The organism is Paenibacillus sp. VMFN-D1 (assembly GCF_003386155.1).
Classification (GTDB): domain Bacteria; phylum Bacillota; class Bacilli; order Paenibacillales; family Paenibacillaceae; genus Paenibacillus_AQ; species Paenibacillus_AQ favisporus.
This window is the reverse complement of sequence record NZ_QRDU01000001.1, coordinates 660,431-683,238: the sequence shown is the minus strand read 5'-3', so window position 1 is coordinate 683,238 and position 22,808 is coordinate 660,431. Positions and strand designations below refer to the sequence as shown.

The following is a 22,808-nucleotide window of genomic DNA, read 5'->3' as shown; positions in this document are numbered from 1 at the left end:
TGTTTTCTTTCCCGATTTATCCAAATATCGACCTCCCCTGTCTCCTTCGGCTCCTCGGGTATACTCCAGCGCCCAGCAAAAAAGCCCCCACACTCCTTATCGGAGCATGGGAGCTTATAATGAAGGGCAGTGTTGCCCATCCGGCTGGATAAGTTACGCGAACAAGCGATCCGCGTGCTTTTGCTCATAGGCGGAGATGGCATCTTCATGCTGAAGGGTCAGGCCGATATCGTCCAGGCCTTGCAGCAGGAACTGACGGCGGTGCTCATCCAGGTCGAAACCGATACGCAGACCTTGGGCATCCGTGATCGTTTTGTTTTCCAGGTCGACGTTCAGCTCGTAGCCTTCATTGGCTGCCGTACGCTGGAACAGGTCTTCCACCTGCTCTTCCGACAGTTTGATCGGCAGAATGCCGTTCTTAAAGCAGTTGTTGTAGAAAATGTCTGCGAACGATGGAGCGATGATGCATCTGAACCCGTAATCCATGATCGCCCATGGCGCATGCTCACGGGAAGAACCGCAGCCGAAGTTCGCTCTGGAGATCAGAATCGAAGCGCCTTTATAGCGCGGCTGGTTCAGCGAAAACTGCGGGATGTCGTTGCCCTGCTCATCGAATCTCCATTCATAGAACAGAAATTGTCCGAAACCGGTGCGTTCGATCCGCTTCAAAAATTGTTTAGGAATGATGGCATCCGTATCCACGTTCACCCGGTCTACCGGAGCGACGAGACCTGTTAATTTCGTAAAAGCTTCCATGTTTATTCTCCTCCTTAGCTGCTGACCGCTTCCGTTTTGAAGTTCCAATCACGGACATCCGTGAACCGACCCTTGATCGCTGCTGCTGCAGCCATTGCCGGAGACACGAGGTGCGTGCGTCCGCCGCGGCCTTGACGGCCTTCGAAGTTCCGGTTGGACGTCGATGCGCAGCGCTGTCCCGGCTGGAGAACGTCCGGGTTCATCGCCAGGCACATGCTGCATCCGGCATCGCGCCATTCGAAGCCCGCTTCGGTGAAAATTTTGTCCAGTCCTTCCTTCTCCGCCTGGATCTTGACGCGTCCCGAACCCGGAACGACGATCGCCGTTACCCGGTCGGACACTTTGTGCCCCTTGGCTACCTGGGCCGCAGCGCGCAGGTCCTCGATCCGGCCGTTGGTGCAGGAACCGATAAACACGTAGTCGATTTCGATTTCCGACATCGGCGTTCCCGGCGTCAGGCCCATATATTCAATCGCTTTTTCAGCTGCTTTGCGTTCGTTTTCGGTCGGCAGTTCCGCCGGCACCGGCACGCGGGACGTAATGTCCGTACCCATCCCCGGGCTCGTTCCCCAGGTCACTTGCGGGATCAGGGTCTCCACGTCAAATTCCACAACGCGGTCGTATGCTGCGCCTTCGTCGGTGACGAGCTGCTTCCACTGCTCCACCGCTTGGTCAAAGTCGCTGCCTTGCGGCACGTATTGGCGTCCGCGCAAATATTCGAATGTCGTTTCATCCGGAGCGATCATGCCCGCTCTGGCACCGCCTTCGATCGACATGTTGCAGACGGTCATGCGCTCTTCCATCGACAGCTCGCGGATCGCTTCGCCCGTGTACTCAATAACATAACCTGTAGCAAAATCCGTGCCGTACTTGGCAATGACGCCGAGGATCATGTCTTTCGCCGTTACGCCGGGATTGCGCTTGCCGACGAAGCGCACTTCCATCGTCTTCGCTTTGGCCTGCTGCAAGCATTGGGTAGCCAGCACGTGTTCCACTTCGCTTGTGCCAATCCCGAACGCCAGAGCGCCGAATGCACCGTGAGTCGAGGTGTGGCTGTCGCCGCAGACGATCGTTTTGCCCGGATGGGTCAGACCGAGTTCCGGCCCCATAACGTGCACGACCCCTTGATCAATCGTATCCAGATCAAAGAGGGTGACGCCGAAGTCGCGGCAGTTCTGCGACAGCGTGTCGATCTGCTGCTTGGAGATCGGGTCTGTAATGTTAAAACGGTCTTTCGTCGGTACGTTATGGTCCATCGTTGCGAACGTCAGCTCCGGACGGCGCACCTTGCGGCCGCTCAGGCGCAGGCCCTCGAAGGCTTGCGGGGACGTTACCTCGTGGACGAGGTGCAAATCGATGTACAAAATGCTCGGCTTGCCTTCTTCCTGATGAATCACGTGGTTATCCCAGATTTTCTCAAACATCGTTCTTTTACTCATCACTGTCACCTCTTCATGGTTTCGTTCCTTGGAAGAGACGCCGGACAGAAGTCGATTCAGCCCGGCAGCCTCTTGAATTACACTAAATATAGCATTTGCAGCTTAATTGATCCAAGATATAATATCTATAAAAGTAATAGGATTTAACTATCAAGAAAAGCGTGTTTTATCCGCTACTTTATAGAAAGCAAAGGAAGGTGTCTCATGGAACTTAGACAGCTGCAATACGCACTCCAAATCGCCCAAGAGCGAAATTTCTCCCGAGCCGCCGAGAAGCTGCACATCGCCCAGCCCTCCTTGAGCCAACAGCTGTCCAAGCTGGAGAAAGAGCTCGGGGTGCTGCTGTTTCAGCGCAATACAAGCACAGTGGAACTGACGCATGCCGGGGCTTCCTTCATGGAGCAGGCCCAAAAAATTATGGACGCCGTGGAGCTGCTGCGCCAGGAAATGGCTGATATCTCCCAGCTGAAGAGCGGCAAGGTGGTCATCGGCAGCATGCCGATTACAGGCGCGCACTTGCTTCCGCATGTGCTTCCCACATTCAGACGCCAGTACCCTGACATCGAAATCACTCTGCTGGAGGACTCCTCCATGAACCTGGAGAAGCTTACGGCGGGAGGCAAGTCGGACCTCAGCCTGCTCTCCCTGCCGCTGCAGGAGCCTTCGCTGACATACGAGGTGATCGGCGAAGAAAAGATTGACCTCGCCGTACCGGAATCGCATCCGCTCGCTGCCAGAGCCAAAGCCGGGAAGCCGGTTCCGGTCCGGATCGATGAGCTGAGCGGGGAATCGTTTATCGTGCTCAAAAAAGGACAGGGCTTCCGCAAAATAACCTTTGACCTGTGCCAGCAGGCCGGTTTCGAGCCCAAGGTCGTCTTTGAGAGCAACAACATGGAGACGATCCAGTCACTCGTCGCCACGGGCATGGGCATCACGCTGGTACCGCGGTTTATCGCGCGGGCGCCGCGAAGCGAATTCGTGCCGGTATACCTTCCCCTTGCCGAGCCGGTGCCGAGCCGTACGCTTGTGGTCGCATACCGGCGCGGACGGTATTTGTCCAAAGCGGCGGAGGCTTTTATCGAAACGTTCAAGGAAACGCTGAATGATCTGGTCTAAAAAACGTGCAAAGGCCCGGGCGGAGAGCCCGGACCTTTTTCCATGTGCGGTTACCGGTTTGAAGATTGAGGTTTGAGATTACGGTTTACGGTAAATATCGGGGCGGCGGTCCTCGAACACCGGAATCCGGCCCCTCACTTCATCGACCAGCCCAAGATCCAGTTCACCGGTCACGATCTCTTCGCCCTCGCCGCCCTCAGCCACAATCTCGCCCCAGGGGTCGATGATGAGCGAATGGCCGAAAAACTCGGTGCTTCCGCTCACCCCGACGCGGTTGCAGGCGATGACATACATCTGGTTCTCGATCGCCCGGGCCATCAGCAGCGTGCGCCAGTGGTGCAGGCGCGGATGCGGCCATTCGGCAGGCACGATCAGCACCTTTACGCCGTTCAGCGCCTGGGTGCGGGCCAGCTCCGGAAAACGGATGTCGTAGCAGATCGAAGCGCCGGCCTGAAAGCCCTCACGCAATGCAAAGCTGACGATTTCATCGCCAGCCTCAAGATGCTTCTCCTCGTCCATCAGCCGGAAGAGGTGAATCTTGGAATATTGGGCCGTCGTGTCACCTTGTTCGTTAAAAACGTACATCGTGTTGTAGATGCTGCCGTCCTTCTTCTCCGCGATAGAGCCGCCAACGATCGTCACCCCGTGCCGCTTGGCAAAAGCCGATAACCATTCCCGGCTCTCCCTGCCATCCGGATCGGCGAGCTCCTGGATCTGCTCCAGCGCGTAACCGGTATTCCACATTTCGGGCAGCACTAGCAGTTCCGGCTTCGGCTCCGCAGAAACCGCCTTTTCCAGCAGGTCTTCCATATGGCGGCGGTTCGCCTCCGGCTGGCCGATTTGAATATCGGCCTGTATTAAAGCGGCTCGCAGCACCGCGCGTTCAGTTAAAGGCATGATTGGTTTCCTCCCCTGGATCATGGCGCGAACGGCTTGATCCGCAAATCTCATTTGTATACCATCATAGTCGCTGCCCATTCCGCGTGCAAGCAGTCATTTCCCTCTATACAGCCCGGATAAATCGTGATAGATTTAAACATATTATTCTCGAGTCCAGACCGGAGTGATTTGATATGCATTCATCAGAGGACAACGCACGTCCGACATCCGCTTTTCCCATCGTACCCGCCGAAGTGATGACCCAGCTGCCGACCCAGTTTTTCGCTACCCTCGTGCAGAAGGTGAACCGGGAAATCGCCGCTGGGCATGACGTCATCAATCTGGGGCAAGGCAATCCCGATACACCGACGCCGGGACACATCGTGTCCGCGCTGCAGGAGGCGGCAGCCAACCCGCTCTATCATAAATATTCGCCGTTTACCGGCTTTGCCTTTTTAAAGGAAGCGATCGCAAAGCGCTATCTCGAGGATTATGGCGTGGAGCTTGACCCTGAGAAAGAAGTTGCCATTTTGTTCGGCGGCAAAACGGGCCTGGTGCAGCTCCCGCAGATTTTGCTCAATCCCGGTGATCTGTGCCTCGTTCCGGATCCGGGATACCCCGATTACTGGTCCGGCGTAGCGCTGGCCAAAGCCGAAATGTCGTTTATGCCGCTGCTGGCGGACAACGCCTTCCTGCCGGATTACGGCCGGATCAGCCCGGCGGACCGGGCACGCGCCAAGCTGATGTTTCTGAATTATCCGAACAATCCGACATCGGCCGTCGCCCCGCTAAGCTTCTATGAGGACACGGTCCGCTTCGCCAGAGAGAACGGCATCGTCGTCGCAAGCGACTTCGCTTACGGCGCCATCGGCTTTGACGGCGAGCGCCCCGTCAGCTTCCTGCAGGCACCGGGCGCCAAGGAAGTCGGCATCGAATTTTACACCCTGTCCAAAACGTACAACATGGCTGGCTGGCGTGTCGGATTTGCGCTGGGCAACAGGGACGTGATTTCGCTTATCAACAACCTGCAGGATCATATCTACGTCAGCCTGTTCGGCGGCATCCAAGCCGCGGCCGCTGCGGCGCTCACCTCCTCCCAGGACTGCGTACAGGAGCTCGTGCAGCGGTATGAATCGCGGCGCAACGCCTTTTTCGACGGTCTCGGCCGCATCGGCTGGACGGCGGAGAAGCCGGGCGGTTCCTTCTTCAGCTGGCTGCCGGTGCCCAACGGCTTTACGTCGGAGTCGTTTGCCGACCTCCTGCTGAAAGATGCCAAGGTGGCGGTTGCTCCCGGCATCGGTTTCGGCCGGCATGGCGAAGGCTACGTCCGGGTCGGGCTGCTGACCTCCGAGGAGAGGCTGCAGGAAGCTGCCGAGCGGATCGGACGTCTGAATCTGTTCGTATAACCTTTTGCAAAGACCGCCGCTTCGTGGTATTCTAGGTGAAAATAAAGCGGAAGAACCAAAGGAAGCATATATAGAAACATAATGAAACGCGTTGACGGGACCAGTAAGAACGGCCACTCGCGCCCAGAGAGTAAATTCCACCGGCTGAAAGAATTTACCGCGAGCCCTTCCGAAACCTACCCCTGAGCGGCCTGCCTGTGTGCAGGACAGTGCCTTCTGTTACAGGGCCCAAAGCCGGATGATCCAATCATCAATAAAGGTGGTACCGCGGAAGTATAAACTTTCGTCCTTTACTCCAAAGGACGAAAGTTTTTTTGTTGTACCAGGATGTTTTTATGAGGAAAACAGAGCAGTCTTATATTAGAAAAGGAACGTGATATCCTATGCCATCTCGAGTCGTCGTCAAAATCGGCAGCAGCTCGCTCACTAGCGTTGAAGGCGGACTGAACCGCGATGCGGTCGCCTTCTTTGCGGACGAAATTGCAGCACTCATCAAAGCCGGATGCGAAGTGCTGCTTGTCACCTCCGGAGCCGTCGCCGCCGGTTTCCGGGCGATCGGCTACAGCTTCCGGCCCAAGCTTCTGCACGAAAAGCAGGCCGCGGCCTCCGTCGGCCAGGCGCTGCTTATGCAGGCGTACCAGGAAGCATTCGCCTCGCACGGCATCACCGCCGCGCAAATCCTGCTAACCCGCACCGACTTTTGCAGCCGCAAGCGCATGAACAATGCCAGCATGACCGTCGAGGAACTGCTGAAGCAGGGGGCGGTCCCCATATTCAACGAGAACGATACCGTTTCGGTTGATGAGCTGAAATTCGGCGACAACGACACGCTGTCGGCGCTCGTCGCCAATCTGGTCAAAGCCCAGCACCTGCTGATCCTGACCGATACGGACGGTCTCTATACGGCCGATCCGCGGAATAATCCGAATGCGATCCGGTTTGACCATGTCGGGGAAATTACCGAGGAGATCTACTCCATTGCCGGCGGTGCCGGTTCTTCCGTCGGTACGGGCGGCATGCGTTCCAAAGTGGATGCCGCCAAAATCGCCACCCGCGGCGGCGTGCCGGTCTTCGTGGGCCGCGTGACCGAGAACGGCGATCTTCGCAGCGCCATGGAAGGCCGCGGCAAAGGAACCTACTTCGACACCGAGCTGCACTCGCTGCCGATGAAGAAGCAGTGGCTCGGATTCATGTCCACACCGCTCGGCACTCTCTACGTGGACCGGGGAGCGGAGGAAGCGCTCGTTCATGGCGGCCACAGCCTCCTCCCCGTTGGCGTGAAGCAGGTCGAAGGCCAGTTTCATGCCGGCGACGTCGTCGAGGTGCTGAACCTGGAAGGGACGGTCTGCGGCCGCGGCATCGTCAATTATGACGATGAGCAGCTCAGGCGGATTCAGGGCTTGGGCAGTGCTGAAGTGATCCGGACGCTGGATACCGTTCACCGGCTCGAAGTGATTCATAGGGATGAGTGGATTACCTTAAAATAGGTTACTCACATAATAAGGACAAGGAGGCATTTATGATATGAGTGAAGTAAGATCAAAAGCAGAACGCGCCGGCGCTGCCGCCGCCGTATTAAACCGGCTGAGCACCGCCGAGAAAAATCAGGCGCTGCTTCGCATGGCTGAGGCGCTGCGTCAGAAGCAGGATGAAATTATCGCGGCCAACGTCGAGGACCTTGAGCGCGGCCGCCAGCAGGGAACTTCATCCTCGCTCCTCGACCGCCTGGCGCTTAATCCGCAGCGGATCGACGCCATCGCCGCAGGGCTCGAGCAAATCGTCGAGCTCCCCGATCCGGTCGGCGACGAGCTGGAGAATATCGAACGGCCAAACGGGCTCCGCATCCGCAAATACCGTGTACCGCTTGGCGTTATCGGCATCATTTACGAAGCGCGCCCGAACGTGACCGTCGACGCTGCCGGCCTGTGCCTGAAGACAGGCAATGCCGTCGTGCTGCGGGGCGGTTCCTCAGCCCTCTCCTCCAACCGCAAAATCGTCGAGGTGCTCCATGGCGCCCTCGCCACTACCGCCATTCCGCCGGAGGCGCTGCAGCTGATCGAGGATCCGAACCGTTCCTCGGTTGACGAGATGCTGAAGCTGAACGGCCTGCTCGACGTCGTCATTCCACGCGGCGGCAGCTCGCTCATCCGCACCGTAGTGGAAAACGCCACCGTGCCGGTCATCGAAACGGGCGCCGGCATCTGCCATACGTATCTGGATGAGACGGCCGATCCCGTGATGGCCGAGGAGATTTCGATCAATGCCAAGGTACAGCGTCCGTCGGTCTGCAATTCGATGGAGACGCTGATCGTGCACCAGGCGTATGCCAAGCAACATCTCTTGGCACTGGCCGGAACGTTCAAGGAAGCCGGCGTCGAGCTGCGCGGGGATGAAGAAACCCGCAGAATCGTCGACTGGGCTCTCCCGGTCACAGAAGAAGATTATGCAACGGAGTACAATGATTACATTTTGAACGTAAAAATTGTAGAATCGATAGATGAGGCCATGCAGCACATTGCTGCTTACGGTACCAAGCATTCCGAATGCATCGTTACCGCCGATCAGCGCCATGCCGAACGTTTCCTTCAGGAAGTGGACGCTGCCGCCGTATACCATAACGCATCCACCCGCTTTACGGACGGCTTCGAGTTCGGATTTGGCGCAGAGATCGGCATCAGCACGCAAAAGCTGCACGCCCGCGGCCCGATGGGCCTGCCGGCTCTGACTTCCACGAAATACATCATCCATGGAAATGGACAAATTCGCGGGTAATACCGGAGCTCTACGATACCGGCTTACCGCGCAAGGAGGAATTATAATGAGTCAACAACAGGCCATGATTGCCCAGCCCATTACCTTTTACGGTGCAGGAGCGATGGCGGAAGCCATCGTCAGAGGATTGATCGGAAGATCGGTCGTCAATGCCGGAAGCCTGACCATGCTGAACCGCTCCAACTCGGGACGGCTCGAAGAGCTCAAGCACCGCTACAATGTCAAAACGAACAATGATCCGGCAGAAACCACGGAAATTTTGCGTGAATCTCCGATTATCGTGCTCGCTATCAAACCGAAGGATGCGGCTAACGTGCTGCGCAAACTCGGTCCGCTGCTCTCCGATAACACGCTGATCGTATCCGTCATCGCAGGGCTCACCATCCGCACGATCCAGGATCTGCTCGGACGCAAGCAGCCCGTCGCCCGCACGATGCCAAACACCTCCAGCTCCATCGGCCTCGGCGCAACCGGCGTCTCCTTCTCCAAGGAAATCAACGACCAGGACCGCCAGACGGTCATGACGCTGTTCCAGGCCGTAGGTACGGTAACGGTCGTGGACGAAGAGAAGCTGGAAATTCTGACCGGCATCTCCGGCAGCGGCCCCGCTTATATCTATTACATGATGGAAGCGATGATGGCTGCCGGCATCCGCGGCGGCCTGACGCCGCAGCAGTGCAAGGAACTTACGGTGCAGACGGTTCTCGGCGCCGCACGGATGGTGCAGCAGACCGGCGAGGAGCCTGCCGCCCTTCGGGCGAAGGTGACGTCGCCGAACGGCTCCACCCAGGCGGCACTGGAGACGCTTGACAAAGGCGATTTCTTCGAAACGGTGATCGCCGCCGTGAACCGCTGCGCGGAACGCTCCCGGGAAATGGGGGCCGCGCTGAAGGAGGGAATTTCATGAGCCGCTGCACAGCCACGTATCGGCTGTATGACGACAAGGCCGACTTTCGTAAAAAGGCCGAATCGATCGCTGTCGGCATGACCGTCGGCAGCTGGACCGAGCTTCCCCAAGCGAAGCGGGAATCGATGCAGAAGCATCTTGGCGAAGTGCTCCAGGTGGATGTTCATGAGCCGGAAGGAGCCGCTCCCGGCGAGCGGTACGCCGACGTCACCATCGCTTACCCGGACATCAACTTCAGCCGCGACATTCCGGCCCTGCTCGTCACCGTTTTCGGCAAAATCTCGATGGACGGCAAAATCAAGCTGAACCGCCTCGGCTTTTCAGATCAATTCGTGCAGGGTTTCCCCGGCCCCAAATTCGGCATCGCCGGCATTCGGGACATTCTAGGCGTCCATGACCGGCCGCTTCTGATGAGCATTTTCAAGTCCGTCATCGGCTTAAGTGCGGACGAGCTGCGCGAGCAGTTTCTGAGACAAGCCCTTGGGGGAGTCGACCTGATTAAAGACGACGAGATCCTGTTCGAGAACGAACTGACGCCGATCGAAAAGCGCGTGGAAGTATGCCTGAAGGCGGCGGAAGCGGCACAGAAGGAAACAGGCAAGAAGCTGCTGTATGCGGCCAATTTGACCGGACCGACGTCCAGCTTGAAGAGCCAGGCGAAGAAGGCAATCGGCGCCGGCGCGAACGCGCTGCTGTTCAACGTCTTGTCCTACGGCTACGACGTGCTGCATGAACTGAGCAGCGATCCGGAGATCAACGTTCCGATCGCCGCGCATCCGGCCCTCGCGGGAGCCTTCTACCCGTCGCCGCATTATGGTATCTCTGCCTCGGTGCTGCTCGGCCAGCTTATGCGGCTCGCCGGCGCGGATCTGGTGCTCTTCCCTTCCCCTTACGGATCCGTGACGATGCCTAAGGCGGAAAACATGGCGATCCGTGACGAGCTGATCAGCCGGGAACTGCCCATGAAGGCCAGCATGCCGGTGCCTTCGGCGGGAATTCACCCCGGACTCGTGCCCCTCATCCTGCGGGATTTCGGAACCGACGTGGTCGTGAACGCCGGCGGCGGCATTCACGGCCATCCGATGGGTACGGAGGCCGGTGGACGGGCGTTTGTGCAGGCGATTGCTGCGGCGCAGCAGTCCATTCCGCTCGCCCAGTATGCCGAAGACGGCCATCCTGAGCTGAAGGCCGCCCTGGACGCCTGGGGAGGCGAACGATGACAGCCAAGAAACGCGTAATCTTTTGCGATTTTGACGGCACGATCACGCTGTCGGATAACATCGTGGCGATCATGAAGCATTTTGACCCGGCGGGGTACAAGCCGATCATGGAAGATACGGTGAGCCAGAAGATCACCCTGCGTGAAGGCGTCGGCGCCATGTTCGCTCTGCTGCCTTCTTCGATGAAGGACGAAATTGTCAGCTACGTCTTGAGCCGGGCAGGCATTCGCGACGGCTTCCGTGAATTTCTGGACTATGCCAAAGAGGAAAATATCAACTTTTACGTGACCAGCGGCGGCATGGACTTTTTTATCGATCCGCTCCTCGAGCCGTTCGGGATTCCGTCCGACCATATTTTTTGCAACAGCGCCGATTTCAGCGGAGAGCGGATCGAGATCCTCTGGCCGCACCCTTGCCAGGATCCCTGCCATAACGGATGCGGGATGTGTAAAACGACGGTCATGCGCCGGTTCCCGGAAGACGAATACGAGCGGATTCTGATCGGCGACAGCCTGACCGACTTCGAAGGCGCCAAAATCGCCGACCTCGTCTACTCCCGCTCCATCCTGACGGATAAATGCGCGGAGCTTGGCGTGAAGCATGTTCCTTTTGAAACCTTTTTTGACATTATCGAGGACATGAAGAAGAAACAACGACAAGGAGTGCTGTAGATATGACCTTTGCCGGCATTAGCCTGGAGCATAAGCAGCAGGTTCTCGGGGAGTTGAGCCTGATCAAACAGCAGTTTGCTGCGAAGAACTGGTTTCCGGGAACCAGCGGCAATCTTTCGATGCGGGTGGGCGAATTTGACCCGGAGGCCTTTTATTTCGCCATTACGGCGAGCGGAAAAGACAAGTCGCTGACGACGCCGGAAGACTTTTTGTTCGTGGACAAGAGCGGCCGGGCGGTGGAAACGACCTCGCTGAAGCCCAGCGCGGAGACGCAAATCCACTGCGAAATATACCGTCTCACCGGCTGCGGCGCCGTGTTCCATGTGCATACGATCTTTAACAACCTGATCAGCGAATGGTTAGGGGAAGCCGGAGCCGTGCCGGCTCAGGGCATCGAGTTGATCAAAGCGTTCAACATTTGGGAGGAGAATGCTCCAATTTCCATCCCTGTGCTCCCGAACTATGCGGATATTCCCCGCATTGCCGAACTCGTGGAAGGCGTGCTGAACCCGGCCGTACCGGGAATCCTGCTGCGCAACCACGGCATTTATGCCTGGGGCAAAAACGCGTTTGAAGCGAAAAAGCATCTGGAGGCATTTGAATTCATTTTTGAATATTTGTACCGCAGTATGCTTCTTCAGAACAGTGCCGCCCCGCTTACGCTGGATGGCCGTCGTTAATCAGCGGCGGAAGCAGTCCTGCTGCTCATGATGAAAAGAGCAAAAATCCTTATTCCATACCGGATCTGCCGGCGTCGGAGTAAGGATTTTTTTGTCCGGTTAAATACCCGATTCGATTGTTTTGAAAAGGATGGTATAGGCATTCTCCAGGTTTGAGAAAGGGTCGTTTTGTTCGTCCAAGACCAAGGAAAATGTTTTATTCTGCTCTCCCTTCTTCACATAACCTAACGCAAATTCATTGGATTCGGGAGTATTCTTCCGGAGCAAGCCCTTTCCGCTCAACAGAGGATCCGGTATATTCGAAGTTTGTAAAAAAAAGATCGGAACGCCGTCCTCTAAGTTCAGTTCATTATTTTCCATGAGAGCTTCAAAATGAGACACATGCTTCTTCATGATAAACACGGCATCATAACGGGTTAAATTCGCGGCACCTTTCTCCAGATCTGCTTCTTTTAAGGTTACAAAGGTAACGTTGTTCTCCCTTACGGAAGGCGCCCCTCCAACCACCCCGATCGTTAAGCTTCTGCCCTTATACTCAGGCATGCTGTAAGATTGGGGGACGGAAGCACATCCGGTAAGTAACAGTAGAAGCACTAACAGCGAGCAACCGATGATTTTCAGGACATGTTCCTCCTTATTCAATACGATACAATCATCTATAGCCCGGTTTCGATCTGCCTGAAGATATCGGAGTAAGCGCTTTTGACATTCGTTTCGTTTTTGGTGTCGTTATACAAACCGGTGCCAAACTGGTGCCGTGTCCCTCCGTCGTATCCAAGCACGAAGAAACCGGGCCCCATGTCAGGCCAATCCTCGTAAGAAATCGTAGCATCTATATAGGTGGTAAGATTTTTGGAAGATTCGAAGAAAAAAAACGGAATTCCAGCAAGTTTATAGATCTTGGCGTACTGCGGTGATGCGGCTGTCGGCAGCTCCTCTTTCATGATAAAAACGGCGTCGTATGAGGATAAGAACGAGTCTCCTTTTTCCAAATCGTCAAACGTGATTTGCTTTAAAGTAACATTACTCTCCCGTACCGTCGGAACTTCGCCGATCACTCCGATCTTCAAGCTTCGGCCTTGATACAGCGGGGAGCTGAACGTATCCCTCTCTGGGCTGCAGCCCGCTAAGATGAACACAACCAGCAGGAAAGCAGTCATTATACTTTTCAAATCGAGCGCCCCCTTCAAAAGATGTTACATTATTTTCTCTATTTATAACGCTTCAAGTGCAAGGAAAGTAACGCCTGATCCTTTATGTAGGCCTGTAAGACATCGAAAATCCGGGCTATAATGGAATCAAGGATAAAGGAAAGTTTTAGCATACTAGCTTCATCTGATAAACAAAGGGGAAATATATCGTGTTGAAAACATGGTTTATCGGCGCGTCGGCAGCCTTGGTTCTGCTATCCATATTGTTGTGGATCATGCTTCAAACCCACCTTCTATACCCGGCTTTTCCGCTACAAGGAATCGACAAAAAGACGGCATGGAATCAGGGCATGCAGTCCGGCGATAAGCCTGCTGTCCTGTTGTCAGATGAAAAAAATACTTGGTATATCAGCCGGCTCAATTCACAGCAGAATGGTCAGCGCATCATTTCCATGCTGGAGAAGCAGGGGTGGGACTATAAGGAGCATGAAGGGAGCGGCTATTTTTTCACGAAAGGTGACCGCACCCTCATCGCCACTACCCAAAGATGGGGCAGCCGGTTTGAGCTAACCAAAATCCCCAGCGATTAAGCCATGTTTACTGCCTTGGCATTCGGGCAGCTGGCGCCGTCATCCCTTACTGGTTCGGTGGCGCTTTTCAAAGTGTTTCGTCCGTTCCCGTTGGACCACGACCATACGCTCCCCGCGGATCATTATCAGCCGATTCAATCACCGGATAGGGCCCGGCGAATACTGGCCCGCGCTTCTTCCGCCACCCTGGCATCCTGGATTTGAACCGCCTGAGCCAAAAGGAGCATCGGAATAAACACGCCGATCAGCCTGGCCAGCAGCCTGGTTTCCTCATCCACTTCGCCGTACTGTTCGAAGAACAGCTGCCTCTCTGCCGGCCCCAAAAAGCTGTAAGCGATATTGAGATCGCAGCCTGGATGGCCGACATTCAGGTCTCCCCAGTCGATCACGCCGCTGATTTGTCCGCGCTCGTCTGCCAGCATATTTTTAAAGTGCAGATCGCCATGGAGCATCACTTCCTGCGGGATAATCCGGTCCACGGTAACACGGTGGTTCAAATAGTTATGGATGGCATCATGCTCCTCCCTTGGCAGATGAGGCTTCAGGCTGGACAGGATGTCTACCATTTTCATCTTGCGTGAAGTTACGTCCGTCAGGTTCCGGTGGTCTTCCGAAGCCCCTGCTTCCCTTGCCGTTTCTACAGGAAACGAATGAAGTTTACGTAGAAAGCTTCCTAAAGAAGCCGCCGATAAACGCCGCTGTTCATCAGTCAGTCCAACGGGAAACGTTCCGGGAATATAAGTGTAACCCAGAAACGGAAATGGATATGCCTCGCTTTCCAGTCCGTAGAACACCGGTTGGGGATAGGGAAGCGTAATGTGATTGCGAAGGAGCGGCAGCAGCCTCCCTTCTGTGCGCAGAAGTTCTACGGCGATGCTTCTTCTTGGAAAACGGAACGTATAGCGGTCTCCCACGCGATAAACGGCGTTGTCCCAGCCTTCACCAATCCGCGTGATCCGTAGTCCGGCCAGATCCGGGAACTGGCTTTCGATCAGCTCGCAGACCAAAGCGTCCGTGATGTGAATATCGGCATCCCACTGGTTCATAAGTACGATAACACCTCCTTCTCAGTTTATGTCCTGAGCAAGCTGCGGACTTCCACGGTAAAAACCTTCATACCCGATTCCGACCCGAACTCATGCTAGAGCATGGGCTATCATAACATTTCCTGAAACAGGAAAGCAATCGATATCGTGCTCCATTGGTTACCGCTTTAAGTCCTTTGTGCGTAAAGACCCGGTGTCACCATGCTTATCCTCATTAATCCCCATAAAAAACAGCCTGACTCAAGTCAGGCTGCATGAAGGGCCGAACAATATCTTAGAGTGAATATCCGTTTAAAAATCCCCGTGGCTTCTCTCCCGGCCGCTCGGTCTGGGCCCGGTTAACAGCCGGATGCCTACGCCGATCAGCAGCAGGGCCACGATAGCTGTTTTCAAGTAATGCGAAATCCGGTAATCGATATGGAACTCGGGAAAACGTGCTTCAAGCTCGGGAATGATCAGGCTCGTGGCGATATAGTACACGCCGAGTGCCATCAGGCCAACGCCAAGCCACTTCTGGTGCAGCTTGATGCCTTCAATGACAGGCCGGTCGATGAGGGGCTCCCGCCCGTATCGGCTCGTCTGCTGCAGCCCGTCGAAGAAGGCGTAAAACCAGATGAGCGGAATGAGAAACATGAACAGGGACAGACGCAGCAAATCCAAAATGTAGACGCTCCCCAGGAATATCACCATCAGCTGTAGCCCTCTTCTTTGCAGGCCCAGATACATATGTCCGGCTCCCGGAAAAGCAGACAGCAGCGTGGCGAGCACTTTGCTGCGGCGTCCTTCCGCACGGCCGGCCTCCATCTCGTCGAACAGCGTGCGGTCCTCAACCCGTTCGCCGGCCTGCTTGCGGTGGATCAGCTGCACGGCGTCAAACATGCAGTACAGCCAGATGATCGGCAGGATGCCGAGGAACAGCATAAAGAACGCATGGCTGGTCAGGCCGGTCAGGAAGAACATGACGGTCCCCAGCCCAAAAAAGGCGATCAGGAACGACAGGCCCCGCTGCATCAGTCCCATATGAAGATGTCCAAGCCCCGGAATAAAGGAGAGCAAAATCGTAAAGAAGCGCTCGGTCTCCAGGCTGGGCTGCGGATAAGGAGGGTACGGCTGCTGCGCATACATTCCTTCCTGGGCAAATTCGGGTCCATTCCCTGGAAAACCAGGCTGCCCCTGCCCGCTATACCCTCCCGGATAAGGACCGGCCCCCGGTTCCCAATGCGGAGGATACGGCTGCGGCGGATATCCGGGTTGCGGAGCAGGCATGCGCACCAGATACACGATCAGGTCCAGCATGCAGATTCCCCACAGTATAGCCGCACACAGCAGGGTAAAAGCAAAAAACATGCCGCCTTCATTCAAGGCCATCGCCACCATCACCCCAAACAAAATGCCTCCAAAAAACAGCATAGGGTAAATAACCCCTCTCATCTTCCGTCCCATGTAATAGTGGCCGAGGCCCGGGATGAAATTGAGAATAAAAGCAGCCATCTTACTGCGTTGTGGATACAAAGTCATCGTTCCTTTCCTTTATTCTGATTGGTTATCTATTCCGTTATTTATGGCTTCAGCCGGTCCAGCCAGCCTGTCGTCACGTTAACGAGCTTTTCACCATACGTCGGTTGGCCGCCTGGCTCCGCCTTTTGCAGCGTTCCCGGGCCCAGCTTTTCGAACCATCCGGTCGACAGGAATACAAGCGTAATGCAGGCCGCCACGGCGTAATGGAACATGCGATGTTCGTACCATCGCCGGCGCCAATTTTCGTTTGCTCCGCGCTCCGCATCCTTGTCTTCGGAAGGAAGAGCATCCATGACGTTGTCGATGAACCGCTGCTCATATTCGAGACCGGGCAGCTTCGGTTCCAGATCATTCATGACCTGCATGTATGCCGCCAGGGCCGAATCGTCCTCCAGCAGCAGCGATTCCAGCGAATCCGCTTTTTCCGGGGGGCAAGCCCCCTGAATGTAATCCACCCAGTCCTGCGTCACCGGCTGGGAGCGTCCTTTATGACTCATTTCCACTCCTCCTCCTTCCAATGGTTGCGGACCCAGCTTCTCGCCCGGTACAGCCGGGATTCCACCGTTTTGACGGCAATTCCCTGCTCCTTGGCGATCTGCTCGTAATTTTTTTCCTGAATATAAAAATGAATCAAAATTTCGCGGTGCTGCTGCGGCAGGCAATGTAACCTCCGCTCCAGCGTCTCCTTTTTCTCCTTCTTGACCAGCTGGGCCAGCAGATCCGCTTCACCGGATGGCCACTGGTTCAGCTGCTCTGCATCCGCAAGCTGGTCTTCCCTGCGCCTCCCCAGCTTTCTTTTCGCATCGATGGCTTTATGTAAAGCAATGCGGGTCAACCACGTCTTGAACCCTTGGGACCGGTATTCGGAGAGAGATTTATACACTTGTATAAAGGCTTCCTGGGCCGCGTCCTCGGCTTCCTTGGCATCTTTCAGCACCGAGTAGGCCGTATGGAACACATGCTGTCCGTAACGCTCCACGAGCGTGCGGAACGCGCTTTGGTCGCCATCACGAATTTGCTCGATCAATGCTTCCTCGTCAATAACTCTCTCCTCCTTCCCGTATCTATAGACGCCGGCCCTCCGGGTTAACCCTGCATGTTTTTCAAAAAAAATTCATGCCAATATCATCCAAAAGAAAAACAGCCCCTCCCCGAAGGAAGAGGCTGCCCTAAATGGCCTGTTGAATGAATCCGTGCCTGGCTGCCCCAGGCCAGCTGAAGCGCCGCAAATGATTTGCTAAACATTCTCCTGCTGCGATAGCTGCTTGATCAAAGCCGGAACCCACGAGCGGATCGGCTTAAACGAATATCCCAGCCGCTCGGCTTTGGAGGTATCCATCGTCCAGGACTCCGGCACGCCAAAAGGAGAAGCATTTTCTTTCGCCGACTCCCGCTGGATGATGGCTTTGCGTCCCGTTTCCTTTTCGATCCAGCCGATGATGTCCGACAGTTTGACCTCCCCCTGCGAGCAGGCATTGATCGGACCCTCCACACGCTGGGTTCTCAGCCAGCTCAGGAATGAGGCGGCCTCTTCAGAATCGATCAACGACAGCTTGGCGCTCAGATTTGGCATGCCGATCGGCGTACCGCTTTGGATCCGCCGGATATGGAATTCAAGCCGCTCCGTGTAATCATCCTCCCCCAGCACGATCGGGAAGCGGACGGCGCATACCGGGAAATCGGCCTTTTGGAAAAAGACAGCCTCGGCGAGCCGCTTGCCTTCCGCATAGGAGAAATCATCCTTGCCTCCCATCGTGATCGGATAAATGTACGGGTTGACGTCCTTCTCCTGATTCTGGTGCGAAGAAGGATCGTACACCGACAGGGACGAGGTAAGTATGTATCTTTTGACTTTTCCCTGAAATACGTCACAGGCATCCTGGGCCGCTTGAGGGGAGTAGCAGATGTTGTCGTATACGACCTCCCACACCCTGCCGTCTGCCACGGCCTTGGCCAGAGATTCCTTATTTTCGCGATCCAGCACCAGCCGCTCTACCCTGTCGCCAAAGGGATCCGGTGTGTTTCCTCTTGTCGCGATGGTGACTTCATGCCCATCCTCCAGCAGCCGCTCAACAAGCCGTTTGCCGAAAAAACGGGTACCGCCAAGGATCAGTATGTTCTTCATGGATATCCTCCTTTAACGTATAAAAAGCTTACAGCCCAGCTTCTTGAACACTATGAAATATTGTACCATACTCCTGCCTGCCGATCATGTTCCCGCCGCTCGCTGATCCGCCTTTTTTATATAGAAACGTCCATCGAATCGGCGCGTATTCAGACCGAAACCAATCCGCTTCGAAGCAGCAGCTGTCCTTACCTGATTCAAATACACGGCCTAATCGTTCTGTTCAGACGCTAAAAAAGCGTACCCTTCCGTTTAACCGGAAAGGCACGCTTTAAACTCTCTGATGTCAGGCTCTGCCGCCGCCGCGGAACTTCTGCGTGTAGGCTCTGGCGTCCTCGGCACTACGCACCCGGTTGCGGCTCCATTCCAGCAGGATCCGGTCTATGTACCGAAAATGGACCTTGCCGGCAAAGACCGCCTCCTTCAGCGCCATGCGTATAAGCTCTTCAGGATAACGGTCCTGGTCCATCCAACCCGAAATCGTTTCGCATTCCATCGGTGAGAGAGGACGGCCGAATTCCTTTTCGAAAACGGTAAACATATTGCTGCTGTCCGTCTCCGGCTTGGCCGCCTTCTTCATCCGTCTGTTCGCAGCCTGGGTCCGCTGCTTCTCCTCGCTCGCCAGGCACAGGCTCAGCTGATGATACAGGCCGGACAAGTTGTACCGTTCATATTGAATGCCGCGCAGCTCGTCCAGCTCCTCATCGATGGCGATAAACCCTGCCCTCATCAGCTTCTGCAGCGACTCCGCAATCGACTGGGCACCGGATCCCGTAACCTCCTCCAGCTCCTCCATCGTCGGAAAGTCCTTCTGCTCGACCTGCTTGAACGCAATCAGGTGCACGAGCAGCATCGCTTCACTATCGGTCAGCTTCAGCTTGCGGTAATGGCGAAGCAGCACATACGGAATGACCGCCATGCCTGCCCCGAGTCCGGATGATGCTCCCTCGGCCCATGTCTTCCAACCTGCATTGTCCATGAGCTCCACCTCTTCCGGCATTATGGGTACAAGCGGTACAGCGTCCGCGGGAACGGAATCGTCTCGCGCACATGATCCAGACCGCAAATCCAGGCTACCGTCCGTTCCAGTCCGAGGCCAAATCCGGAATGCGGCACGGTTCCGTATTTACGCAGGTCCAAGTACCATTGGTAGGCGTCCGTGGACAGCTCATGCTCCTTGAAGCGTTCCTCCAGCAGCTGCGGGTCGTCGATCCGCTGCGAGCCGCCGATAATTTCGCCGTATCCTTCCGGAGCGATCATGTCAGCACACAGCACGACGTCCGGACGGTTCGGATCCGGCTTCATATAGAACGCCTTGATCCCGACCGGATAGTGCGTAATGAACACCGGCTTGTCGTAATTTTCGGCAATCGCCGTTTCATGCGGAGCGCCAAAATCCTCGCCCCAAGGGATATCGAAGCCTTGTCCCTGCAAAAATTCGATCGCTTCATCGTACGTGATGCGCGGGAACGGCGCCTGGATGTTCTCCAGCTTGGAGACATCGCGTCCTACCGCTTCCAGCTCTGCGCGGCAGTTTTTGACGACGGACTGCACCACGTGCGTAATGAACTGCTCCTGCACACGGAGGCTCTCTTCGTGATCCGTAAATGCCATTTCCGGCTCGATCATCCAGAACTCGATCAAATGGCGGCGGGTTTTGGACTTCTCGGCACGGAAGGTCGGTCCGAACGAATACACCTTCCCGAGGGCCATCGCCGCGGCTTCCATGTACAGCTGTCCGCTCTGTGTGAGATAGGCGTCCTCCTCGAAGTATTTCGTATGGAACAGGTTCGTTGTTCCTTCGGCCGACGTCGGCGTCAAGATCGGCGGGTCCACCAGGGTGAAGCCGTTCTGGTCAAAGAACTCCTGCACAGCGCGGATAATTTCGGCGCGGATCACCAGGATCGCCCGCTGCTTCGACGATCTGAGCCACAGGTGGCGGTGATCCATCAAGAAGTCGACGCCATGCTCTTTCGGCGTAATCGGGTAGTTCTCCGTCAGATGAATGATTTCTACATCCGTTACGGTCATCTCGTAGCCGGACGGACTGCGAGGTTCCTCGCGCACGACGCCTGTGACATACAGGGAGCTCTCCTGCGTCAAGCTTTTCGCGTCTTCCCACACTTTATCGGTGACTTCGCTCTTGACGACGACGCCCTGGATGTATCCGGTGCCGTCGCGCAGCTGCAAAAATTGAATTTTACCGCTGGAACGCTTGTTGTTGATCCAGCTGCCAATCGTGACGGTTTCACCCACATGCTTGCTTACGTCACGAATTACACATTTGGTGGCCATGCCTCAATCTCTCCCTTAACTTTACTTGCCTGTATCCCTTCAGCCTAGGCGTTCAAGGATTGAACGATCCGGTTGGTATCGCGGGCGATCACCAGTTCCTCGTTCGTCGGAACGACCAGCACTTCCACCTTGGAGTTCTTGGAAGAAATGCGGCGCGGTTCGCCGGAACGGACGGCGTTCAGCTCTTCGTCCAATTCCACGCCCAGGTAAGTCAAATTTTCGCATACTTTTTTACGCAAAACAACCGAATTCTCACCGACGCCCGCCGTGAAGACGATCACGTCCACACCGTTCAGCGCGGCAGCGTATGAACCGATGTACTTGCGCAGACGGTATTCGTACATGTCAAAGGCCAGCTTGGAATGGGCATCGCCCTTCTCCATCCCTTCGGTAATTTCGCGCATGTCGCTGCTGATGCCGGAAATGGCCAATAGACCGCTGTGCTTGTTCAGCATGGAGTTCACTTCGTTGACCGTCAGCTCTTCCTTGTTCATCACGTAAGGAACGATCGCCGGATCCAGGTCACCACTGCGTGTACCCATCATCAAGCCTTCTAGCGGCGTCATGCCCATGGACGTGTCGACCGATTTTCCGCCATCTACGGCAGTTAGGCTAGCCCCGTTACCGATGTGGCAGGTAATGATCTTCAGATCCTCCAGCGGCCGGCCCAGGTACTCCGCTGCAGCTTTGCTGACAAAATCATGCGAGGTGCCGTGCATACCGTACCGTCTGACTTTGTATTTGTTGTACAGCACTCTCGGAATGGCATATAGATAAGCCGTCTCCGGCATGGTCTGATGGAAGGCGGTATCAAACACGACAACCTGCGGAACGCCAGGCATATTCGCCTCCGTTGCTTTGATCCCCAGCATGGATGCAGGGTTATGAAGCGGCGCCAGATCGAACAGCTGGCGGATTTTAGACTTGGCTTCCGCATCCACCAGAGCGGATTCCTTGAAGAATTCTCCCCCGTGCACGACCCGGTGGCCGACCGCCTGGATTTCATCGACGGATTCGATCACGCCGTTCTCTTTATCCGTCAGCAGTGCAAGCACTTTGCGGATCGCCGTCGTATGCTCCAGAATTTCGCTGACCTCAGTCACGTCCGGACGGCCGGTGGGTTTATGGGTAACGATGGATGAGTCCATGCCGATCCGTTCTACGAGTCCTTTTGCAAGTACGCTTTCGTCTGTCATATCATACAGCTGGTATTTCAGCGAAGAGCTGCCAGCATTAATTACCAAAATTTTCATACGCGGTCACCATCCTTGTCATACTTGAAGAAGCCTACTCCCGTTTTCACGCCCAAATGCCCGGCACGAACCATTTTCTTCAGCACTATGGACGGGCGGTATTTCAGTTCGCCGAACTCGCGGAACATGCGCTCCAGAGCGGCCAGGACCGAATCCAGACCGAAGCGGTCCGCCATTTCGAGCGGTCCGTGCTGGAACGAATAGCCGATCCGCATAGCATCGTCAATATCTTCCGCGGAGGCGACGCCTTCCTGCAGGATATGCAGCGCTTCGTTAATCATCAGGCAGATCATGCGGCTCGTTACAAAGCCTGGGGACTCATATACCATGATCCCTTTCTTGTCCACGACTTCCTCCACAAAACGCTTCGTTTCCCCGAACGTGGAATCAGAAGTCTTCAAGCCGCGGATAATTTCCACGAGATCAACTTTGCTGACAGGATGGATAAAGTGCAGGCCGATGACACGCTCCGGATACATCGTCGTGCTCGCAAGCTCCGTTAAGCTGAGCGTAGAAGTATTGCTGGCGAGAATAATATGATTAGGACACACTTGATCCAGCTGGGCAAATACTTCCTTCTTCGCTTCAAGATCCTCCGAAATGGTCTCAATGACCATATCGCAGCTTCCCAGCTCGGCAAAATGGACCACCTTCTGGATCCGGCCCAAAATGAGCTTTTTCTCCGCCTGGGTGATCGCCCATTTCTCAAGCTGCTTATCGAGACTCGTTTCGATCATGCTGTACGAATAATCGAGTTTCTCCGGCGTTTTCTCGACCAGCAGAACGTCCAGGCCTCTGGCGGCCAGCATTTCGGCTATGCCTTGGCCCATCGTCCCCCCGCCGATAACACCAATTTTTTTAAAGTACATGTTTCTGCTCCACCTTCCATGGTCTTCTATATTTATTGTACCCTTCTTGTCGAAAAATACATTTACGACCCAACTTATAATAATAACGCAGCATTAAAAAAAAGTAAAAAAAAGA

Annotated in this window: 23 protein-coding genes; 9 read left to right on the top strand and 14 right to left on the bottom strand. The window is 55.4% G+C overall.

All coding sequences use genetic code 11. The annotated features are described in order from the left end of the window. Positions 1–153: 153 nt before the first annotated feature. Together leuD and leuC are read right to left on the bottom strand one after the other, a co-directional pair. Positions 154–756, bottom strand: coding sequence for a 3-isopropylmalate dehydratase small subunit (gene leuD / locus C7820_RS03325; protein WP_116229745.1), 603 nt, complete (start codon positions 754–756; stop codon positions 154–156). 14 nt (positions 757–770) lie between these two features. Beyond that, entirely contained in the window at positions 771–2,195 is a 1,425-nt protein-coding gene (gene leuC, locus C7820_RS03320; RefSeq protein ID WP_116229744.1) for a 3-isopropylmalate dehydratase large subunit, read from the bottom strand. A gap of 204 nt (positions 2,196–2,399) precedes the next feature. Here leuC and C7820_RS03315 point away from each other — a divergent pair, with 204 nt between their 5' ends. Beyond that, a complete protein-coding gene (locus C7820_RS03315) occupies positions 2,400–3,311 on the top strand; it encodes a LysR family transcriptional regulator (RefSeq protein WP_116229743.1) in 912 nt (303 codons plus the stop codon). Between the two features lie 78 nt (positions 3,312–3,389). On the opposite strand, the gene C7820_RS03310 is transcribed toward C7820_RS03315, so the two are convergent. Further along, complete coding sequence (locus tag C7820_RS03310) at positions 3,390–4,208, bottom strand: carbon-nitrogen family hydrolase (RefSeq protein WP_116229742.1); 819 nt, start codon at positions 4,206–4,208, stop codon at positions 3,390–3,392. A gap of 176 nt (positions 4,209–4,384) precedes the next feature. Between C7820_RS03310 and C7820_RS03305 the strand changes: the two genes are divergently transcribed. The 7 genes from C7820_RS03305 (at position 4,385) to mtnB (ending at position 11,846) form a co-directional block, all read left to right on the top strand. Beyond that, positions 4,385–5,596: a pyridoxal phosphate-dependent aminotransferase gene (locus C7820_RS03305; RefSeq protein ID WP_116229741.1), complete on the top strand. Its 1,212-nt coding sequence runs from the start codon at positions 4,385–4,387 to the stop codon at positions 5,594–5,596. Between the two features lie 383 nt (positions 5,597–5,979). Beyond that, positions 5,980–7,083 carry a glutamate 5-kinase gene (gene proB, locus C7820_RS03300; RefSeq protein WP_116229740.1) on the top strand — a complete coding sequence of 368 codons (1,104 nt, stop codon included), beginning with the start codon at positions 5,980–5,982 and terminating at the stop codon, positions 7,081–7,083. Positions 7,084–7,120: 37 nt separating this feature from the next. Then, complete coding sequence (locus tag C7820_RS03295) at positions 7,121–8,368, top strand: glutamate-5-semialdehyde dehydrogenase (protein ID WP_116229739.1); 1,248 nt, start codon at positions 7,121–7,123, stop codon at positions 8,366–8,368. 46 nt (positions 8,369–8,414) lie between these two features. Beyond that, complete coding sequence (gene proC, locus C7820_RS03290) at positions 8,415–9,275, top strand: pyrroline-5-carboxylate reductase (protein ID WP_234489343.1); 861 nt, start codon at positions 8,415–8,417, stop codon at positions 9,273–9,275. Beyond that, on the top strand, positions 9,272–10,495 hold the full coding sequence (locus C7820_RS03285) for a 2,3-diketo-5-methylthiopentyl-1-phosphate enolase (protein WP_116229738.1): 1,224 nt from the start codon (positions 9,272–9,274) through the stop codon (positions 10,493–10,495). Before proC ends, C7820_RS03285 begins: the two co-directional genes overlap by 4 nt. Next, on the top strand, positions 10,492–11,166 hold the full coding sequence (locus tag C7820_RS03280) for a 2-hydroxy-3-keto-5-methylthiopentenyl-1-phosphate phosphatase (protein WP_116229737.1): 675 nt from the start codon (positions 10,492–10,494) through the stop codon (positions 11,164–11,166). The genes C7820_RS03285 and C7820_RS03280 overlap by 4 nt, the downstream gene beginning before the upstream one ends. 2 nt (positions 11,167–11,168) lie before the next feature. Continuing rightward, on the top strand, positions 11,169–11,846 hold the full coding sequence (gene mtnB, locus C7820_RS03275; RefSeq protein ID WP_116229736.1) for a methylthioribulose 1-phosphate dehydratase: 678 nt from the start codon (positions 11,169–11,171) through the stop codon (positions 11,844–11,846). Between the two features lie 99 nt (positions 11,847–11,945). Here mtnB and C7820_RS03270 read toward each other — a convergent pair whose 3' ends face one another. Continuing rightward, positions 11,946–12,488 carry a hypothetical protein gene (locus C7820_RS03270; RefSeq protein WP_116229735.1) on the bottom strand — a complete coding sequence of 181 codons (543 nt, stop codon included), beginning with the start codon at positions 12,486–12,488 and terminating at the stop codon, positions 11,946–11,948. A 14-nt stretch (positions 12,489–12,502) separates the two neighbouring features. After that, on the bottom strand, positions 12,503–13,018 hold the full coding sequence (locus tag C7820_RS03265) for a hypothetical protein (protein WP_116229734.1): 516 nt from the start codon (positions 13,016–13,018) through the stop codon (positions 12,503–12,505). A gap of 188 nt (positions 13,019–13,206) precedes the next feature. Between C7820_RS03265 and C7820_RS03260 the strand changes: the two genes are divergently transcribed. Then, complete coding sequence (locus tag C7820_RS03260; RefSeq protein ID WP_116229733.1) at positions 13,207–13,587, top strand: hypothetical protein; 381 nt, start codon at positions 13,207–13,209, stop codon at positions 13,585–13,587. A 134-nt stretch (positions 13,588–13,721) separates the two neighbouring features. Here C7820_RS03260 and C7820_RS03255 read toward each other — a convergent pair whose 3' ends face one another. The 9 genes from C7820_RS03255 to C7820_RS03215 all read right to left on the bottom strand — a co-directional run bounded on the left by C7820_RS03255 (position 13,722) and on the right by C7820_RS03215 (position 22,693). Then, on the bottom strand, positions 13,722–14,633 hold the full coding sequence (locus tag C7820_RS03255) for a phosphotransferase (RefSeq protein WP_116229732.1): 912 nt from the start codon (positions 14,631–14,633) through the stop codon (positions 13,722–13,724). A gap of 291 nt (positions 14,634–14,924) precedes the next feature. Continuing rightward, complete coding sequence (locus C7820_RS03250; RefSeq protein ID WP_116229731.1) at positions 14,925–16,151, bottom strand: hypothetical protein; 1,227 nt, start codon at positions 16,149–16,151, stop codon at positions 14,925–14,927. A 41-nt stretch (positions 16,152–16,192) separates the two neighbouring features. Next, positions 16,193–16,648, bottom strand: coding sequence for a hypothetical protein (locus C7820_RS03245; RefSeq protein ID WP_116229730.1), 456 nt, complete (start codon positions 16,646–16,648; stop codon positions 16,193–16,195). Further along, positions 16,645–17,178, bottom strand: a complete 534-nt coding sequence (locus C7820_RS03240) for an RNA polymerase sigma factor (protein ID WP_258875105.1) — start codon at positions 17,176–17,178, stop codon at positions 16,645–16,647. The genes C7820_RS03245 and C7820_RS03240 overlap by 4 nt, the downstream gene beginning before the upstream one ends. Before the next feature lie 210 nt (positions 17,179–17,388). After that, entirely contained in the window at positions 17,389–18,276 is an 888-nt protein-coding gene (locus tag C7820_RS03235) for an NAD-dependent epimerase/dehydratase family protein (RefSeq protein ID WP_116229728.1), read from the bottom strand. 286 nt (positions 18,277–18,562) lie between these two features. Beyond that, a complete protein-coding gene (locus C7820_RS03230; RefSeq protein ID WP_116229727.1) occupies positions 18,563–19,255 on the bottom strand; it encodes a DnaD domain-containing protein in 693 nt (230 codons plus the stop codon). 20 nt (positions 19,256–19,275) lie between these two features. After that, complete coding sequence (asnS, locus tag C7820_RS03225; protein ID WP_116229726.1) at positions 19,276–20,571, bottom strand: asparagine--tRNA ligase; 1,296 nt, start codon at positions 20,569–20,571, stop codon at positions 19,276–19,278. Positions 20,572–20,615: 44 nt separating this feature from the next. Continuing rightward, a complete protein-coding gene (locus tag C7820_RS03220; RefSeq protein WP_116229725.1) occupies positions 20,616–21,824 on the bottom strand; it encodes an acetate/propionate family kinase in 1,209 nt (402 codons plus the stop codon). Then, positions 21,821–22,693: a 3-hydroxyacyl-CoA dehydrogenase family protein gene (locus tag C7820_RS03215; RefSeq protein ID WP_076170885.1), complete on the bottom strand. Its 873-nt coding sequence runs from the start codon at positions 22,691–22,693 to the stop codon at positions 21,821–21,823. The genes C7820_RS03220 and C7820_RS03215 overlap by 4 nt, the downstream gene beginning before the upstream one ends. Positions 22,694–22,808: the final 115 nt, after the last annotated feature.

Bases quoted from the DNA above. Each gene is read 5' to 3' on its own strand.
- C7820_RS03235 (WP_116229728.1), bottom strand. From the start codon at position 18,276: ATGAAGAACATACTGATCCTTGGCGGTACCCGTTTTTTCGGCAAACGG.
- C7820_RS03305 (WP_116229741.1), top strand. From the start codon at position 4,385: ATGCATTCATCAGAGGACAACGCACGTCCGACATCCGCTTTTCCCATC.
- C7820_RS03280 (WP_116229737.1), top strand. From the start codon at position 10,492: ATGACAGCCAAGAAACGCGTAATCTTTTGCGATTTTGACGGCACGATC.
- C7820_RS03285 (WP_116229738.1), top strand. From the start codon at position 9,272: ATGAGCCGCTGCACAGCCACGTATCGGCTGTATGACGACAAGGCCGAC.
- C7820_RS03250 (WP_116229731.1), bottom strand. From the start codon at position 16,151: ATGACTTTGTATCCACAACGCAGTAAGATGGCTGCTTTTATTCTCAAT.
- C7820_RS03220 (WP_116229725.1), bottom strand. From the start codon at position 21,824: ATGAAAATTTTGGTAATTAATGCTGGCAGCTCTTCGCTGAAATACCAG.
- mtnB (WP_116229736.1), top strand. From the start codon at position 11,169: ATGACCTTTGCCGGCATTAGCCTGGAGCATAAGCAGCAGGTTCTCGGG.
- C7820_RS03310 (WP_116229742.1), bottom strand. From the start codon at position 4,208: ATGCCTTTAACTGAACGCGCGGTGCTGCGAGCCGCTTTAATACAGGCC.
- C7820_RS03255 (WP_116229732.1), bottom strand. From the start codon at position 14,633: ATGAACCAGTGGGATGCCGATATTCACATCACGGACGCTTTGGTCTGC.
- proC (WP_234489343.1), top strand. From the start codon at position 8,415: ATGAGTCAACAACAGGCCATGATTGCCCAGCCCATTACCTTTTACGGT.
- C7820_RS03315 (WP_116229743.1), top strand. From the start codon at position 2,400: ATGGAACTTAGACAGCTGCAATACGCACTCCAAATCGCCCAAGAGCGA.
- C7820_RS03245 (WP_116229730.1), bottom strand. From the start codon at position 16,648: ATGAGTCATAAAGGACGCTCCCAGCCGGTGACGCAGGACTGGGTGGAT.
- C7820_RS03230 (WP_116229727.1), bottom strand. From the start codon at position 19,255: ATGGACAATGCAGGTTGGAAGACATGGGCCGAGGGAGCATCATCCGGA.
- C7820_RS03215 (WP_076170885.1), bottom strand. From the start codon at position 22,693: ATGTACTTTAAAAAAATTGGTGTTATCGGCGGGGGGACGATGGGCCAA.
- leuD (WP_116229745.1), bottom strand. From the start codon at position 756: ATGGAAGCTTTTACGAAATTAACAGGTCTCGTCGCTCCGGTAGACCGG.
- asnS (WP_116229726.1), bottom strand. From the start codon at position 20,571: ATGGCCACCAAATGTGTAATTCGTGACGTAAGCAAGCATGTGGGTGAA.
- proB (WP_116229740.1), top strand. From the start codon at position 5,980: ATGCCATCTCGAGTCGTCGTCAAAATCGGCAGCAGCTCGCTCACTAGC.
- C7820_RS03295 (WP_116229739.1), top strand. From the start codon at position 7,121: ATGAGTGAAGTAAGATCAAAAGCAGAACGCGCCGGCGCTGCCGCCGCC.
- leuC (WP_116229744.1), bottom strand. From the start codon at position 2,195: ATGAGTAAAAGAACGATGTTTGAGAAAATCTGGGATAACCACGTGATT.